The 15,285-nt window shown below is 72.1% G+C and carries 15 protein-coding genes; 8 read left to right on the top strand and 7 right to left on the bottom strand.

Annotation, left to right across the window (positions count from 1 at the left end; genetic code table 11):
• Positions 1–98: 98 nt before the first annotated feature.
• Positions 99–485 (bottom strand): ArsR/SmtB family transcription factor, encoded by a 387-nt coding sequence (locus tag D7294_RS23780; RefSeq protein ID WP_120683117.1) that lies wholly within the window; start codon positions 483–485, stop codon positions 99–101.
• A gap of 109 nt (positions 486–594) precedes the next feature.
• Here D7294_RS23780 and D7294_RS23775 point away from each other — a divergent pair, with 109 nt between their 5' ends.
• Both D7294_RS23775 and D7294_RS23770 read left to right on the top strand, forming a co-directional pair.
• On the top strand, positions 595–2,565 hold the full coding sequence (locus tag D7294_RS23775) for a heavy metal translocating P-type ATPase (protein WP_120683115.1): 1,971 nt from the start codon (positions 595–597) through the stop codon (positions 2,563–2,565).
• Between the two features lie 382 nt (positions 2,566–2,947).
• Complete coding sequence (locus tag D7294_RS23770; protein ID WP_120683113.1) at positions 2,948–3,805, top strand: lamin tail domain-containing protein; 858 nt, start codon at positions 2,948–2,950, stop codon at positions 3,803–3,805.
• Here the strand turns inward: D7294_RS23770 and D7294_RS34035 are convergent.
• The 3 genes from D7294_RS34035 to D7294_RS23755 all read right to left on the bottom strand — a co-directional run bounded on the left by D7294_RS34035 (position 3,699) and on the right by D7294_RS23755 (position 7,859).
• Entirely contained in the window at positions 3,699–4,175 is a 477-nt protein-coding gene (locus D7294_RS34035; RefSeq protein ID WP_422070733.1) for a GNAT family N-acetyltransferase, read from the bottom strand. The two genes, D7294_RS23770 and D7294_RS34035, sit on opposite strands and share 107 nt — an antisense overlap.
• A gap of 589 nt (positions 4,176–4,764) precedes the next feature.
• Positions 4,765–7,170 (bottom strand): DEAD/DEAH box helicase, encoded by a 2,406-nt coding sequence (locus tag D7294_RS23760; protein ID WP_120683111.1) that lies wholly within the window; start codon positions 7,168–7,170, stop codon positions 4,765–4,767.
• 341 nt (positions 7,171–7,511) lie between these two features.
• A complete protein-coding gene (locus tag D7294_RS23755; protein WP_120683109.1) occupies positions 7,512–7,859 on the bottom strand; it encodes a VOC family protein in 348 nt (115 codons plus the stop codon).
• A 288-nt stretch (positions 7,860–8,147) separates the two neighbouring features.
• Here D7294_RS23755 and D7294_RS23750 point away from each other — a divergent pair, with 288 nt between their 5' ends.
• The 4 genes from D7294_RS23750 to D7294_RS23735 all read left to right on the top strand — a co-directional run bounded on the left by D7294_RS23750 (position 8,148) and on the right by D7294_RS23735 (position 10,817).
• Positions 8,148–9,353, top strand: a complete 1,206-nt coding sequence (locus D7294_RS23750; RefSeq protein WP_120683107.1) for an NAD(P)/FAD-dependent oxidoreductase — start codon at positions 8,148–8,150, stop codon at positions 9,351–9,353.
• A 288-nt stretch (positions 9,354–9,641) separates the two neighbouring features.
• A complete protein-coding gene (locus tag D7294_RS23745) occupies positions 9,642–9,869 on the top strand; it encodes a hypothetical protein (protein ID WP_120683106.1) in 228 nt (75 codons plus the stop codon).
• Positions 9,869–10,234 (top strand): toxin Doc, encoded by a 366-nt coding sequence (locus D7294_RS23740; RefSeq protein ID WP_120683104.1) that lies wholly within the window; start codon positions 9,869–9,871, stop codon positions 10,232–10,234. Before D7294_RS23745 ends, D7294_RS23740 begins: the two co-directional genes overlap by 1 nt.
• Before the next feature lie 76 nt (positions 10,235–10,310).
• On the top strand, positions 10,311–10,817 hold the full coding sequence (locus D7294_RS23735; RefSeq protein ID WP_241562583.1) for an NUDIX hydrolase: 507 nt from the start codon (positions 10,311–10,313) through the stop codon (positions 10,815–10,817).
• 657 nt (positions 10,818–11,474) lie between these two features.
• Here the strand turns inward: D7294_RS23735 and D7294_RS23730 are convergent.
• Entirely contained in the window at positions 11,475–12,218 is a 744-nt protein-coding gene (locus D7294_RS23730; protein ID WP_120683103.1) for a hypothetical protein, read from the bottom strand.
• Positions 12,215–12,829, bottom strand: coding sequence for an RNA polymerase sigma factor (locus D7294_RS23725; protein WP_120683337.1), 615 nt, complete (start codon positions 12,827–12,829; stop codon positions 12,215–12,217). The genes D7294_RS23730 and D7294_RS23725 overlap by 4 nt, the downstream gene beginning before the upstream one ends.
• Positions 12,830–13,503: 674 nt before the next feature.
• Between D7294_RS23725 and D7294_RS23720 the strand changes: the two genes are divergently transcribed.
• Positions 13,504–13,980 (top strand): hypothetical protein, encoded by a 477-nt coding sequence (locus tag D7294_RS23720; RefSeq protein WP_147450902.1) that lies wholly within the window; start codon positions 13,504–13,506, stop codon positions 13,978–13,980.
• A 170-nt stretch (positions 13,981–14,150) separates the two neighbouring features.
• On the opposite strand, the gene D7294_RS23715 is transcribed toward D7294_RS23720, so the two are convergent.
• A complete protein-coding gene (locus D7294_RS23715; protein ID WP_120683099.1) occupies positions 14,151–14,627 on the bottom strand; it encodes a hypothetical protein in 477 nt (158 codons plus the stop codon).
• Positions 14,628–15,062: 435 nt separating this feature from the next.
• On the opposite strand from D7294_RS23715, the gene D7294_RS34030 reads away from it, so the two are divergent.
• Positions 15,063–15,176 carry a transposase gene (locus tag D7294_RS34030; RefSeq protein WP_120683098.1) on the top strand — a complete coding sequence of 38 codons (114 nt, stop codon included), beginning with the start codon at positions 15,063–15,065 and terminating at the stop codon, positions 15,174–15,176.
• Positions 15,177–15,285 lie beyond the last annotated feature (109 nt).

Genomic DNA, 15,285 nt, shown 5'->3' with positions numbered 1-15,285 from the left:
CGGCCGCACGCGGGGTCCCCGGCCCGCCTCCCGAGGCGGGCCGGGGCACCGGCCCTGGACACCTGGCGCCGCCGCGTGGGTGGCCTCGCGCGGTGGCCTCATCCGGAACCGGGCTCCCCGGAGTCGGGCCCGGCGGTGCCGCCGAGCCCGAGGCGGAGGTGCTCGACGTGGTAGAGGGCCTGGTCGAGGAGCTCGGCGACGTGGTCGTCGTAGAGGGCGTAGACGACCGAGCGGCCCTTGCGGGTGCCGGTCACCAGGCCGAGGTTGCGCAGCAGGCGCAACTGGTGGGAGCAGGCGGACTGTTCCATGCCCACCTCGCCGGCCAGTTCGGTCGCGGGCAGCGGGCCCTCGCGGAGGCGGGCGAGGATGAGCAGCCGGGAGGGGGTGGCCAGGGCCTGGAGCGTGGTGGCGACCTTCGCGGCGCCGGCGGCGTCCAGGCGTGCGCGTGGCAGGGCGCCGGCGGGTGACGAGGCTCTGTGACCCATGCGCCCATCGTATGCCGCAACCAGAACACATGAACTCTTGTTCATCTGTTCCTGCTACGGTGGGGCGGGAACGCTGCCCCCCGCCCGCCTCGTCGCAAGGGACCGCCGGATGTCCTCGACCCTCACTCGCCCGACCCCGGCCGGCGCCGCAGGCCGAACCGCCCCTCCGCGGCGCCGCACTCGCGTCTTCGCCCTCCCCGAGGCCCGCTGGGCGGCCGCGGCGCTGCTGCTGTTCCTCGCCGCGTTGCCGCCCTATCTGGCCGGGGCCCCCGCCTGGGCCTGGGCCCCGCTGTTCGCGCTGACCTACGCGACCGGCGGCTGGGAGCCAGGCTGGGCCGGACTGCGGGCCCTGCGCGAGAAGACCCTGGACGTGGATCTCCTGATGGTCGTCGCCGCGCTCGGCGCGGCCGCCATCGGGCAGGCGCTGGACGGCGCGCTGCTGATCGTCATCTTCGCCACGTCCGGGGCCCTGGAGTCCATCGCCACCGCCCGCACCGCCGACTCGGTGCGCGGCCTGCTCGACCTGGCGCCCGCCACCGCCACCCGCCTGGCCGGCGACGGCACCGAGGAGACCGTGGCCGCCGCGGACCTGACCGCGGGCGACGTCATCCTGGTCCGGCCGGGGGAGCGGATCGGCGGCGACGGCCGGGTGCTCGCCGGCACCGGCGAGGTCGACCAGGCCACCATCACCGGCGAGCCCCTGCCGGTGACCAAGCGGGAGGGCGACGAGGTCTTCGCCGGCACCCTGAACGGCACCGGCGCCCTGCGGGTGAGGGTCGAGCGCGAGCCGTCGGACTCGGTGATCGCCCGGATCGTGGCCCTGGTCGAGGAGGCATCCCGCACCAAGGCCCCCACCCAGCTGTTCATCGAGAAGGTCGAACAGCGTTACAGCCTCGGCATGGTCGCCGCCACCCTGGCCCTGTTCCTCCTGCCCCTGGCCTTCGGCGCCGATCCGCGGTCCACGCTGCTGCGTGCCATGACCTTCATGATCGTCGCCTCGCCGTGCGCGGTGGTGCTGGCGACCATGCCGCCGCTGCTGTCCGCGATCGCCACCGCGGGGCGGCACGGCGTCCTCGTCAAGTCGGCCGTGGTCATGGAACGCCTCGGGCAGGTGGACCGGGTCGCGCTGGACAAGACGGGCACGCTGACCGAGGGCACCCCCCGGGTGACCCGCATCCACCCCCTGGAGGGCTCAGACCCGGACGAGGACGCACTGCTGCGGTGGGCCGCGGCGGCCGAACACCCCAGCGAGCACCCGCTGGCCCGCGCGATCGTGGACGCCGCCCGCGCCCGCGGCCTCGACATTCCCCCGGCGGAACACTTCGACTCGGCCCCCGGCACCGGCGTGCGCGCGGTGGTCCAGGGCCGCACCGTCGCGGTCGGCAGCCCCGCCCGCCTCTGCGGGGACCGCACCGGCCACCGGGCCCTCGCCGTGGCCGCGACCCTGGCCGAGGAGGGCCACACCGCGGTGCTGATCACCCTCGACGGCAGGCCGATCGGCCTGCTCGGCATCGCCGACCGGCTGCGTGAGGAGGCCGCCGCCACCGTCGCCGCGCTGACCGGCCTGACCGGCGCCGCACCCGTGCTGCTCACCGGCGACAACCCCCGCGCCGCGGCCAGGACGGCCGCCGAGGCCGGCATCGCCGAGGTCCGCGCCGGGCTCCTGCCGCAGGACAAGGTCGCCGCCGTCCGGAAGCTCGAACAGGAGGGGCGGAAGGTGCTGCTGGTCGGCGACGGCGTCAACGACGCCCCCGCCCTGGCCGCCGCCCACACGGGCATCGCGATGGGCCGCGTCGGCTCCGACCTCGCCCTGGAGACGGCCGACGCGGTCGTGGTGCGCGACGAGCTGGCCACCCTTCCCGCCCTGGTGCGCCTCTCCCGCCTCTCCCGCCGCCTCGTGGTGCACAACCTCGTCATCGCCGGAGCGTTCATCACCGCCCTGGTCGCCTGGGACCTGGCCGCCACCCTGCCCCTGCCCCTCGGCGTCGCGGGCCACGAAGGCTCCACCGTCATCGTCGGCCTCAACGGCCTGCGCCTGCTGCGCGAGGCCGCCTGGCGGCAGGACGGCACCCGGCCCTGACGCACTCCCGCCCCGCACGCCGCCGCCCCGGCCACCGCCGCCAAAGCGCCCCGGCGCCCCGCCCGCGGGGCGAAACCAGCGTCCCCCGCGGGAACGCGCCTGTCACGGTGCTCGGGAACGATCTCCGGGTCGACGTGTGCCCCCGGACCGGCCGGGGGCAGACGCTGCGCGTATCGCCGCGCTCGGCCTGCCCGCGACGATCCTCAGGCCGGTGTCCTTGCGGACCGGCGCGCGAACCGGCCAAACACCGGCGCCCGCCGTCACCCTCACTCCCCCCAAGTAGCTCGATGGGATGATAATCGCCCTCGTTTCCGCTTCGGCGGATCGGCCGGGGTAGCTCGTGGTGCGGATCTTTTCCGACGTCGAGAGGAGTCGCAGCGCCATGAGCACTGCGGTCACGTCCGGTTCCTGGCCCTCCGTCACGGCCGACACCACCACGTTCAGCGGACTGGGCACGGACCACGTCAGGTGGGGGAACGTGGCGGACGGCGCCAAGAGCGGCTATGTCTTCCGCGGCGGCACCGTCGAGGTGCGGCTCGACGGCACCGAATTCACGCTGGGCACCTTCACCCACGAGAACTTCCCGATCCCCGCGCTGCCCCAGCCGCAGTTCGACGTGGACCTCACCGTGAAGGTCGCGTTCGAGGACGGCACCGAGAGCGACTTCAGCTTCCGCTTCCACCACAACGAGACGCCCAACGACGGCCCCGCGCCCGAGGACCTCGTGGATCTGCCCAGCTTCGTCTCACCGGAGGAGGTCACCGTCGACGGCCGCAAGTACCAGGTCGTCATCAGCGGCTTCAAGCAGGGCGGGCAGGTCGTCCGGCAGTTCGTCAGCACCGAGGGCGGCGCCAACAGCGCCGACATCGTGGCCCTGTTCGCCCCCGCGGGCGAGCCCGACGTGGTCCTCACCCACGTGCACTTCAAGGGACAGGCGAAGAACCAGGCGGACGAGTACGTCGAGATCCAAAACCGCGGCAGCGCGCCCGCGGACATCTCCGGCTGGTACCTCGGCGCCGACGACGCCGGGCAGGACTTCGTGTTCCCCCCGGGCACGGTCCTCCAGCCGGGGCAGCGCATCCGCGTCTACACCAACGAGCACCACCCGGAGTGGGGCGGACACTCCTACGGCATCAACCGCCCCATCTGGAACAACCAGGGCGACACCGCCCTGCTGCAGAACACCGCGGGGGAGACCGTCTCCGCGTTCCCCTACGGCAACAAGGCGCCCACTCCCTGACCGGGAAGGGCTCCGGCGGGCCGGCCCGGCACTCCCGGGCCGGCCCGGCCTCCCACGCCCACCCCCACCCCGGCGCCGGGCGACCCACCCCCCACCGCCCGCCCGTCGTCAGCAGGCCACGTTCTTGGCGAGGCAGACGGTCCCGCCGTCCCCGGCGGCCGGCGCCGGCCGGTATCCCTCGCCCCCGGTAGAGGCCGATGTTCCTCCGGCTCCTGGCCCCGGTGTGCAGCACAGTGCGGCGGCAGCGCGGCTCGGCGGCGGCCTCGGCGAGGTGCAGCAGCCCGCGGCCCAGCCCCCGCCCCCGCAGATCGGGGACGATGCCGAGGCGCCCCACGTGCCCGTCGGTGCCGACGCGCCGGGCCCGCACCATGCCCGGCAGCCGGCCCTCCCGCCACAGCCCCGTGGCACGCCAGGCCGCCAGCCACCGGCCCACCTGCGCGGGCGACTCGCGCAGGGCGGAGATCGCCAGGGCGTCGCCGACGAGGGCCTCGTCCACCCAGCAGCACCGCTGAAGCACCGTGACCTCGGGCGCCTCCTCGGGCGCCGGCCGCCTCAGGCAGGACCCGGGCAACGGGCCCGCCGACCGGAGGCAACCATCCCCGCGGCCAGGCCGAACCCGGCCCACCACAAACCGGCCCCACGCCCGCGCCGCAACCTCGAACTCGCCGGAGAAGCCGGGGCATTCGCCACCGCTCCGCCCTCGACGACCTCGGCCCCGCCCCGTCGCCGTCACCGGCGGCACCAACAGCCAAAAGACCCGGCACCGGCCCGGCACCGCCGGCGACATCCGGAGGTGCCCCATGCACCACCGTCCACGGCATCGACCCCAGCCTGTGCGGCCCCGGGCCCGGGCAGGAGGCCCGCATCCCCCGACGGTCCCGGCCGGCACGGGAGCACGTCCGGCCCCAGCACCGCCGGCCGGCCTCGCCCGGCATCCGCGCCGTCCGGTGGCCGCCGCCCTACAGCCCCGCCTCGTCGAGTGCGGCCTGCTGTTCCGCGCTGAGCGTGTGCCGCCTGCTGCGGGTGTTGGAGACCCATACGCCCAGGCGGATGCGGACGGGCTGCCCGGTGGCCGGGTCGGTGAGGTGCTCGACGTGGCTTCGCGGAACGCTCGTTCTTCCCTCGCGCTGCGCGTACTGCTTGAAGGCGGTCAGCCCGCGCGTGAAGGCGGCGGCGTGCGCGGAGATCGTCCTGCGGGCGGCAGTGGGAACTCCGGCCGTTCTCTCCAGCGGTGTGACGCCCAGCTCCTCCAGGAGCTCGCGCTGCCCGGCGGACAGGCGCCTCCAGGCCTGCCGCTGCCGCAGGAGCCAGGCCCCGATGTCGACGCCGCCGACGGTCACGCCCGGCAGGATGTCCCCGGGGGTGGCGCCGCCGTCGATGCACTGCCGGAGGGCGGCGTGGTTGCGCTGCCATTCCAGCGGCCAGGCGGGGTTCCAGTGGGGATCGATCGCGGCCAGCTGCCGCGCGCGGCGCCGGGCGCGCTGGGGGTCTTTGCCGAGTCCGCCGGGCCGGCGGAGGTTGGCCAGGAGCATCCCGACGGGTTTGTCGAGGATCGTGGCCGACCTCGACGCGGCCAGGGTGCCGTACTCCTCGTGATAGGCGCGCAGAACCGCGAGGTTCTCCTCCCAGGCCAGCTCCCGCTCGTCCCAGATCATGCCGAGCTTCTCCAGGCGGCGGGCGCGTTGCCCGTTCATCGCTCCGGCGGCGTAGGTCTTGCGCTGGTCGGCGATCCACTGCCCGAGGGGGTAGGCGTCCTCCCGGTGGGAGTACGGGACGCGGGCGTGGCCCTCGCGCTCGCGGAACCGGCGCAGCGCGGCCAGACCGCGTTCCCAGTCCTGGCGTTCGGTGTCGATGACGTGGTAGCTGATCCACTCCGCCACCATCGCCGGGTCCCGCGGCGCGGAAAACCGCAGCAGAAGCCTGGGCTCATCCTGGCCGTCCTCGGGCGGGGGGCCGATGTCGGGGCTGGGGGAGAGCGGCCCGGTGTTCGTCTGCGGAATCGCCAGCAATTCCACGGCCTGTTCGTCGTGCGCCCGCAGCCCTTGAAGCACCCGCAGCAGCGGCTGGTACGAGGCGGAGGTGAACATGTCCTGCGGCCGCTCGCCCGGCGCCAGGAACACCGGCACGATGAGCGAGGCGAGTTTTCCCTGCCCCGGCCTTTGCCGCAGCGCCCGGCCGATGGCCTGCACGATGTCGACGGGCGACCCCTTGGGGTCGAGGAAGGCGACGGAGTCCACCGCGCGGATGTCGACCCCTTCGCCCAGGACGCGGCAGTTGGAGAGGATCGCGCGGCCGGCGCGGGTGGCGAAGTCGGCCAGGACCCGGCGGCGGTGGCCGGGATCGTGCTCGCCCTTGAGCCACCCCGCCCACACCCGCGCCGGATACCGCCCGGGCGCGCCCGCGTGAAGCCTGCGGGCGACCGCGGGCAGCCCGGCGGAGAACGCCTGGGCCTCCACCGTGCGGTGGTGGAAGGTGATCATCGTCTGCAGGTCGTGCTCGGCCATGCTCTTGAGCACCGCCGTCTGCAAGGCGCCGAGGCGAAGCCCCCGGATTTCCTCCTCGCCCCGCCCGGGCCCGTACAGCCGGCCGGGCGGCAGCTGCGGATCGGCCAGCTCCACGACGATGATCTGGTAGCGGGCCAGCAGCCCGCGGGAGACGGCCGCGGCCAGGGAGAGCCGGTAGACGACGGGCCCGAAGATGGCCTCGTCGTCCATGCTGGCGGCCATCTCCTCCGGCAGCGGGTCGCGTCGGCCCCCGCGCGCGTCCGGCGGGGCGAGGCGTTCCTGCCAGATGCGCGGCGTCGCCGTCAGGTACAGCCGTCGCAGTGCCGGCAGTAGCGCGTTGTCGTGGACGTCGGCCCAGGCTTTCCCCAGGCTGCCCGAGGTGCGGTGGGCCTCGTCGACCACGACCAGGTCGAAGGGGTCCATGCCCAGGCCGTAGGCACCCTTGAAGGTTTCCAGGACGACCGGCAGGGAGGCATAGGTGGCGTAGACGGTCACGGTCCCCGACCCGTGCCACAGGGCCAGCTGCGGCGCGCTGGTGGTCGAGCGGAGCCCCCGCGACCACAGCACCGGGTCGCCCTTCAGCGAACACACCGCCACCGCCGGCCCTCGGTGCCCGGCCTCCTGCCAGGCCCCCACCGTCTGGGTGAGCAGATCCAGCGTCGGCACCAAGACCAGCACCCGGCCCCTCCGCGCCACCCGCCGCGCGGTATCGGCGGCCACCAGCGTCTTCCCCGACCCGCACGGCATGACGACCGTGGCCCGCAGCCCCCCGCGCGGAATGCGCTTCCCCGGAGGAATGTCCAGCGCCCGCGCCGCGGCCACGACCGCTTCGAGCTGATGGTCAAAGCGCCTGAGTGCCATTCCCTGTTCCTCCCGGGGCCGAGTAAACCACCAACGGGAACGACAGGGCCGAAAGGCGAAGCCGCCCACACCCAGGCCACAGGCCGCAGGCCACGCCGCGATGAGAACCCGCCCCGCGGTCGCGCCGAACGGCAGTCCCACCACGACGCCCGCACGCCGAGACCTGATCACCCGCGCGGCGACGCACCCTCTGCGCGGCGCGCGGCACACAGCCCGGCGGTGGCGGTCGGCGCGGTGCAGGCCCCCGGGAACGCAGCAGCCCCGGCAGGACCCGCAGCCGACGGCCACCAGCGCGTGGGCCGTGCGGATGCCGGGGACTCCCGGGCGCCTCGCGGGCGGTGTCAGCGGTGGCCCAGCACGTTGACCACCCGGCCGCCGGGGTCGCGGACGAAGAAGCGCCGCACGCCCCACTCCTCGTCCCGCAGGGGGTGGACGATCTCCGCGCCGCTGTCCCGCATGACCGCGTAGGCCGCGTCCACGTCGTCCACTTCGACGCTCAGGTCGGGGGTGACCGGGGCGGTCTTGTCGCGGGCCATGACGCTGACCTGCGCCGACGGGGCGGACGGGGAGGCGAGCGTCATGATCCATCCATGGTTCATGACCTCCTCGAAGCCCAGCAGGCCATAGAACTCCCGGCTCTCCTGCACGGCGTCCGACCGAAGGTTGGGCACGACACGACGAACGGCCATCGACGACTCCAAGCAGATCAATCCGATGCGGGCAATCTCCAGGAGTACTACGGCACACCCACCACGCGTGTGCGCGAAACGCGCTGCAAGGGCCCCCTCGGCGGGAGTGGGGTGCCAGGGCCGGCGCCACGTGTGTGGCACGTCTGGGGTGGCGCCGCCGCTGAAGCCGAACCGCCCCGTCTCCCACCGCACCGCCGACACCCCGTGAAGTGATCTGACTCACATGTCGTCACAGGGGCCGATCAGGCGGCATCTCGTGCTCGAACCGCTCGACATGAGGGAGACGACATGGCTGAGAACACCCACGTGGTCGTGATCGGCGGCGGGTACGCCGGCGTCATGGCGGCGAATCGGCTGACGCAGCGCAACGACGTGACCGTGACCCTGATCAACCCGCGTGCGACCTTTGTGCACCGCGTCCGCCTGCACCAACTGGTGGGCGGGACCCACGGCGCGGTCGTGGACTACCGGGAGATTCTGGCCGAGGGCGTCCGAACGGTTGTCGACACCGTGGCGCGGATCGACGCGGCCGGCCGCAGCGTGACGCTGGCGTCGGGCGGCACCGTGGGCTACGACTACCTGGTCTACGCGGTGGGCAGCGGCAGCGCCGACCGGCGCGTGCCAGGAGCGGACGAGTTCGCCTACCCCATCGCCACCCTGGAGGAGGCAAAGCGGCTGCGGCCGGTCCTCGACTCCGCGCCCACAACAGCCGCGGTGACGGTGGTCGGAGCCGGGCCCTCCGGCATCGAGACCGCCGCGGAACTGGCCGAGCAGGGCCGCACCGTCACGCTGGTCTGCGGCGGCGTCCTCGGCCCCTACCTCCACACCCGGGGCCGGCGTTCGGTGGCCCGCAGGCTCGCCGCGCTCGGAGTGACCGTGCTCGACGGCTCGGACGCCACGGTGACGGCGGTGACCCACGATGCCGTGCGCCTCGCCGACGGCCGCGAGCTGCCGAGCCAGGTGACCATCTGGACCGCCGGCTTCGCCGTGCCGGACCTGGCCGCGCGCAGCGGGCTGAGCACCGACGCCCTGGGCCGGCTGCTCACGGACGAGACGCTGACCAGCGTGGATGACGACCGCATCGTTGCGGCCGGGGACTCGGCGGCGCCCTCGGGCCTGGCACTGCGGATGAGCTGCCAGGCCGCGATGCCCCTGGGCGCACGCGCCGCCGACACCCTGCTCAGCCTGATCGCGGGGGAGCAGCCCGAAACCCTCAACCAGTCGTTCGGAGCGCAGTGCCTCAGCCTGGGCCGGCGCACCGGCATCTTCCAGTTCGGCAACCGCTCCGACGTCGCCGTCTGGTTCCACATCGACGGCCGCCTCGGCGCACAGATGAAGGAGGCCGTGTGCAAGGGCATCGTGAAGCACCTGTCCGATGAGGCGCACAAGCCCGGCGGGTACAGCCTGCACCGCATGAAGGGAGGCGCCGGACGCCGGAAGGCACTGGAGGCCAAGCGCAGCGAGGCCCCGGCCCCCGCCCGGCGGGCCGCCTGATCGCGAACCCGTGACCGATCCGGCCCGGTCCGACCGCAACCCATCCGGAGCGCATGTCGTGCGGCGACGCCCCGACCGCGGGCGCCGCCGCACACACGCGCTCACCAGCGGCCCCCCAGGAACCGATCACGGCACAACTCCGCGTCCCCCAGCCGGATGCCGCGCGAAGTCCCCTCCTGACCGCACCAGGCGTGACCTCGCGGGCAGGGCCACGGGAGTTCCCGACCCGGCCGCAGCCTCGGCGGACTCCCCGGGGCGGGCCGGTACCGTTCCGGTACCCTACGGGGCATGCCTGCGTTGAACGTGGAGTACACCGAGAAGGAACTCGCCGCTCTCCGGGCCGCGGCCGCGGCCGCCGGGATGAGCCTGAAGGCATACGTGCACGACGCCAGCCTGCGCGATCAGCAGCGGCGGGCCTTCGTCGCCAGCGCGACCCGGTTCTACGACGAGCACGTCGCCGAGTTCGACGCCGCGTTCCCGGACGAGGCGCCCCGGCCCCGGGCGGCTGCCGCCTGATGGTGCTCATCGACGTGCCCTGGCTCCTGGAGGTCCAGGAGGCACGGATGGCCGACCTCGCCGTACGCGACTACTCCGGTCTGGCCGCCGCGGTCGCCCGTCACCGCGTGAACACCCCCCAGCTGGGCTATGAGCCCGACGCGGCCTGGCGGGCCGGCGCGCTGCTCCACACCATCGTCCAGCTGCGCCCGCTCCCCGCACGCAACGGCCTGTACGGCTCCATGGTGGCCGTCGCCTACATGGACGCCTCCGACGAAGGACTCGACGCCCCCTACGGAGGGCTGGTCGACCTCGTCCGGGAGATCACCGGCGGCAAGACAGACGAGCTCGGCGCGGCCGGCCGCATCCGCTCCTGGCGCGTCTGAACCAACCCAGGACCTCGGGGCCCGCCACAGACGGCCGTGATCAGGTGGGGAAAAGCCGCAGATAGCATGAGCCTTCATGACCTTGAAGAAACGGTGGACTTCCCGGGTTCTCCTGGTGGATGAGGAGGAACGCCTGCTCCTGTTGTGCGGCCGCGATCCGCGCAGGCCGGGGGCACGATGGTGGTTCACCGTCGGTGGCGGCGTCGAGCCGGACGAGAACTACCCTGAGGCCGCCGTGCGGGAGGTCCGGGAAGAGACGGAACTGTCTCTTCCCGTTGAGCGCCTGAGCCCCGTCGTCTGGACTCGGCAAACCACCTTCAGCGTCGACGGACAGGGCTTCGACCAGTACGAGGAATACCGCCTCGCGCGCGTCACGGCTGACGAGGCTCGCGGAATGAACATCCTGACGGACGAGGCCCGTTACGGGTATCGCTGGTGGTCGACAGTGGACCTGGCCACCACCACGGAAACCGTCCGGCCGAAGAAGATGGCCCTCCTCCTGCCCGACGTCCTGTCGACCGCCGGCCTCGAACGGCGCCCTGTGCACCTGGGCAACTTCCATGAAGACACCGACCCGGAATAGGGCCCCCATTGCGCGCCCACCCGAGTGCTCTGCCAAGCGCCGGCGAAGCCGAACCGGAGATCCGCGCGTGCCGCCTCCCACTTCCCCTTAAGCAAAGCGCGCTCTCTCAGCAGAGCCGCCCCTCTGGCGACCACGACGACGATCCACGCCGGCAGTTCGCCACCAACCGCCTCGACACCTCGCCCAGGGCAAGCGTGGACCGCAGGTCAGTGGTGAATACCTCCAACAGCGCGGGCCGAATTGAACCTTCGGACATGCTGTTCCGGACCGGCCGCTGGTCCGCCGCACACAAAGGGCCCGTCGCGCGTCGCGCGGCGGGCCCGGGGGCGGGCTGCTCCCCTCCTATGCGCGAGGAGGGGGACAGCTCAGCGGCGGACGACTGCCAGGATGGTCAGCGTCGCCCAGTAGACCGCCTGCGCCAGGTCGGGCAGGCTCTGGTACGCCGTGGCCGCCAGGCGTCGCCAAGGTCGCCGTTTCCCCATCTCACCTCCCGATCTTCTCCCGGGCCCAACCGCGTGTTGGGCGCTGTGTTCCCCGTGTGCCCGGGGGACATCGGCACGTGAGGACCGCACTCAACGCGGTGCGTCCGGGCGGCTGAAATGGCGCTGCCCAAAGGAAGGTTGATGCCCGCCGCGGCAGCCGGCGCGGCTTCGCCGATCAGCGGCGGGTTGCATCGTGCAGCCGCTGGGCGAGGCGGCGGTCGGGCCGGGTGACGATTCGCCCGCCGTCGCAGGAGTCCGCGGCCAGGCGGTCGACCTCGGCCTCGATGTGTGCGGGAACCTGCTGGGTCGCGGGCCGGTGCAGGCGGGCGAACGCTTCGAGCAACTCATAGAGGCCCTCCACCGGGGGAACGCGTTTTCCCCGCGTGGGCCGCTCCTGGTTGGCCTCGTGGAACCAGTGCCTGGACTTGCGGCGCTCGCCGAGTTGAAGGTGGAGCAGGTACAGGCAGTACGCCGCGGTCCGGTGGCCGGCGCCCGCGGCCAGCTGCCACCAGAACTGGGCGCTCTCCACGTGGCTCGTCAGGTAGAGGAGCGAGGCGAAGACCACCGTGCCCTCGATGTCCAGGTCGCTCAACTGCTGTGTCCCCCCACCCGCCCCTTCGCCCGCGCTCTCTGCCGCCTGGCGGCCTGCGGCAGAGTCGTCGACCAGGCGGGAGAGATGATCAGCGGCGTCCGGCTTGTCCAGTAACCAGCGAGCGATCCGGCGCAGTCGCTGGCGGGCTCCTTCGGACTCGCGGGTCTCCTGCTCGCCCGCCCGCTCGGCGGCGGCCTTGGCCCAGGCGACATCCCGGGCCAGGCGCCGAAGAGCCTGGCCGACGTCGAAGGCGCCGGCAGCCGTTCGGGAAGCGGGGGTTGGAGTGACCCTGGCGGCAGTCAGGAGGTCGTCGATGCTGGGGGTCATCGTGCCTGTCCCTCGGTCTGGTGGTTCGTTCGTGTCTCCGCAGGCAGACCCATGCGCTCGCGCAGGGTGTCCTTGCCGCGGCGGATGTGGTGGTCGACGGTGCGTTCGTGCAGGTCCAGGAACCAGGCGATGCGTCGGGTGCTGTAGCCCAGGACATAACGCAGCACGATCGCGTCGAACTGCCGGGGTGGGAGCTCCGCCATCGCCGCGTACAGGCCCATGGCGCTGTGCATGACCCTGAACTGGTCCCGGGTGGCCTCCAGGGCCTGCTGGACGGCGCCGTTGATGATGAAGGCCGCCGGCCGCTGCTGCCGTTTGAGCAACTCCTCGACCGTCTCGCGAAGGATCTTCCATGCCTGCTGGCCGACGGTCTGCTCGCACAGCAGCAGCTCGTCCCAGCGGGCGACGATCCGGGTGAAGGCCGAATGGACGGCCTCCTCGGCCGAGTGACGATCGCCCAGCTGGGCCTCGGCCCAGTCGTGATACAGCTCCTGGTGGGTCAGGTAGAACGCCTCGGCGTCAAGGGGCAGGTCCAGGGGGGCTTCAACCGGCGTCGCCTGCCTCCTGGGCGCGGGCTCGGGAGCCTGGCCGTCGGGAAGGTCGTGGTCCATCACCTCACCCCCCTTCCGCACGGGCGACCAAGGAGATGGGGCCGGCGCTGCCGGACATCGCTGCTGTGCATCGGTCCTTCTTCGACGTATCGGGCGGCGCCACCTGACGGGAACTCAGGAACCAGGCGCCGTAGGCCGGTTGGGCCTTGAAGCCAGTCAAGCGATTTCGGCGGCCGGCCACGCATGGCGAAGCGAACGAAATTCCCTACACGATCATCAACGGGGGTGAGTCGCGTGATGCGCACACAAGGGGCGAGTGGGAAAACACTCTGACCTGCAGCTATACCGGAACGGCTGTCGCTTGCCTCTCCAAGTCGGGCCATATCTGTGTTGGATGTCACAGTGAGTCGATCACCGCGCGGTCAAATCAGGTAGAAAGAGGGACAACTCCGGCGCCACTGCAGCACGCAAAGTCATCACCCGCGCAAACAGAGGTCGGGGAGAGGCCCGCCAATACGCCCCCGCACCGGTTCTCGACGCCATCACAACCTCGTTGCTCAGGACACGAAGCGGCTCATTCCGAAGCCGGCGCAGCGGCAGACCCCCCACAGCCCCGCTCCCGACCGACCGGGTCGGCCGGTGAGGAGATCGCTGCCGCGTTACACGGCCTGCTGACCGACCCGCGGCGCGGCCCGATCCTCGTCCTGGACACGCTGTGGCGCGAGTACGCCGGCTTGTACACCGCTCCGCCCACCCCAGGCGAGCCGGATGCGCACCTACGGGTCAGGGAACTGCTCACCGGCCGCACCGTGAGCGTCCCCGACCCCTTCGGCTCCCACACGCTGGCCGAGGCGAGAGCGCTGGCCGAGGGCGGTGACCGGCTGCTGGCCGACACCCTCACCCGCGCCGGGTCCGACGGGCGCCTGGCCCAGGACCTCGCGGGAGGCCCCACCCTGCTGGAGCGCTACCGGACAGGCAGCCCTGCCGCCAGAGCCCTCTTGGAAGCGGCAATGGACGCCCGCCGCCTCGGAGTCGGTCTGCAACTGCCGCAGGCCTTCCTCACCGGCGCAGCCCCCGACTACCTGCACGACGGCGACGGGAACCAGCTCACCGACGACTGGGCGGAAAGGCCTATGCCGAACTGGCCGAGCAGGTCCACGGACGCGGCGCGGGCGGCGGCCGGGGCGGTGTCCAGGCCAACGCGGTGCTGACCGCCCCGGGCAGGCGTGTGCCGCTCCTGTTCGTCGAGGTCGACACCTGCCACATGGATGCCACACGAATCGATGCCAAGGCCGGCACATGAGGCCGGTTCCTCACCCGCCGGCTAAAGGCCGATGGCCACAAGCGAGCCACCAGCTTGCCCGCCAGCCGCCGTCGGAGATCAGGACCAGGAACTGCAACGGGAAGTGTAGAGGGTGCCGTCGTCGCCGGAGGCGCACGCTCGGGCCTGCACATCCTTGACCTGAAGCCCCGCTTTGGCGATGTACCATCCCGACCAGTCGCCGTAAGGCGCGTAACAGTCGTTCTCTGAAGTCCGGTAGTGCCAGGCGGAGTCACCCGCCACGTGGTAGCGAATCTGTGCGGCAGTGCACCACCCGTCCGACGTGGCCATGTCCTCGGCAAAGGCTCCGACATGGGTGAACTCGAAGTTGTCGTCCCAGGAGATCGACACAGAGATCGACCCGGAAGCGCCGTATGGAGCTGCATCACCCCACGTGGCGAACGCCGTGCGTTCGTGCGCCAGCGGCAAACCGCCGTCTGCAAAGGGGCCGTTCCACTCATCAGCGGCGTGGGCTGAGGCGGTAAGGCCCAGAGCGAGAGCGAAGGCAGCTATCAGCGTAAAGAAGATTCTTCGCATGTGGTGCTTTCCTCCTTGGGCTGATCGAATGGCCAGAGCCTATGTGAGGGAGCCATCCGATATGGCCGGCCGAACCGGCCATTATCAGGCCGCCCGGTGCCGCATAAGCCAGCTCGGGCCTCGCTGTCGGCCGCGCGCGAATGCGGACGACCGTGCGGCGTGCCCGCCGACACCTTCACCCAGGACCCCGCCCACGAAGGGAAGACAGCTGTACCCCCGAGGGCACGTCGAACATGTCACCAACCCCGCCACGGACAACCCATCCAAGCCCGCCGCGGGATATGGATGGTCTGCTGTCCGGCTGAGCTTGTCGCGTCCCGATGGTCAGCGCCGCGGTGGGGAATCGTGACCACTCCGGTGGGGTGAGGTGCCTCGAAGTCTCCGGACAGGGACCCTATAGCATGTCCCGCCTGAGCACGACGTGAAAGTAAGCACGTGGCACCACCCAGTAAGTATTCACCGGAGTTCCGCGAAGAAGCCGTACAGCTCGTGCTGAAGTCGAACCGCCCTATCTCTCACACCGCACGTGAGCTAAAGGTTGTCTCGTAACTGTTGTGGCTGGTGCGCGTTGGGCTGATCGTGCAGGTGCTGAGTGCGGAACGTCGTGACGTGATCGAGGTGTTCACCGGTCTGGCGCCGGGCCGCTTCCGGCGGCTGG

The sequence above is a fragment of the Streptomyces hoynatensis genome (assembly GCF_003626535.1).
In the GTDB taxonomy this organism is placed as follows: Bacteria; Actinomycetota; Actinomycetes; order Streptomycetales; family Streptomycetaceae; genus Streptomyces; species Streptomyces hoynatensis.
The sequence above is the reverse complement of the archived record's forward strand: the minus strand, read 5'-3'. Positions and strand labels throughout refer to the sequence as shown.

Bases quoted from the DNA above. Each gene is read 5' to 3' on its own strand.
- D7294_RS23755 (WP_120683109.1), bottom strand. From the start codon at position 7,859: ATGGCCGTTCGTCGTGTCGTGCCCAACCTTCGGTCGGACGCCGTGCAG.
- D7294_RS23745 (WP_120683106.1), top strand. From the start codon at position 9,642: ATGCCTGCGTTGAACGTGGAGTACACCGAGAAGGAACTCGCCGCTCTC.
- D7294_RS23740 (WP_120683104.1), top strand. From the start codon at position 9,869: ATGGTGCTCATCGACGTGCCCTGGCTCCTGGAGGTCCAGGAGGCACGG.
- D7294_RS23730 (WP_120683103.1), bottom strand. From the start codon at position 12,218: ATGACCCCCAGCATCGACGACCTCCTGACTGCCGCCAGGGTCACTCCA.
- D7294_RS23750 (WP_120683107.1), top strand. From the start codon at position 8,148: ATGGCTGAGAACACCCACGTGGTCGTGATCGGCGGCGGGTACGCCGGC.
- D7294_RS23770 (WP_120683113.1), top strand. From the start codon at position 2,948: ATGAGCACTGCGGTCACGTCCGGTTCCTGGCCCTCCGTCACGGCCGAC.
- D7294_RS23760 (WP_120683111.1), bottom strand. From the start codon at position 7,170: ATGGCACTCAGGCGCTTTGACCATCAGCTCGAAGCGGTCGTGGCCGCG.
- D7294_RS23775 (WP_120683115.1), top strand. From the start codon at position 595: ATGTCCTCGACCCTCACTCGCCCGACCCCGGCCGGCGCCGCAGGCCGA.
- D7294_RS23780 (WP_120683117.1), bottom strand. From the start codon at position 485: ATGGGTCACAGAGCCTCGTCACCCGCCGGCGCCCTGCCACGCGCACGC.
- D7294_RS23715 (WP_120683099.1), bottom strand. From the start codon at position 14,627: ATGCGAAGAATCTTCTTTACGCTGATAGCTGCCTTCGCTCTCGCTCTG.
- D7294_RS23725 (WP_120683337.1), bottom strand. From the start codon at position 12,829: ATGGACCACGACCTTCCCGACGGCCAGGCTCCCGAGCCCGCGCCCAGG.
- D7294_RS34035 (WP_422070733.1), bottom strand. From the start codon at position 4,175: ATGGTGCGGGCCCGGCGCGTCGGCACCGACGGGCACGTGGGGCGCCTC.
- D7294_RS23735 (WP_241562583.1), top strand. From the start codon at position 10,311: ATGACCTTGAAGAAACGGTGGACTTCCCGGGTTCTCCTGGTGGATGAG.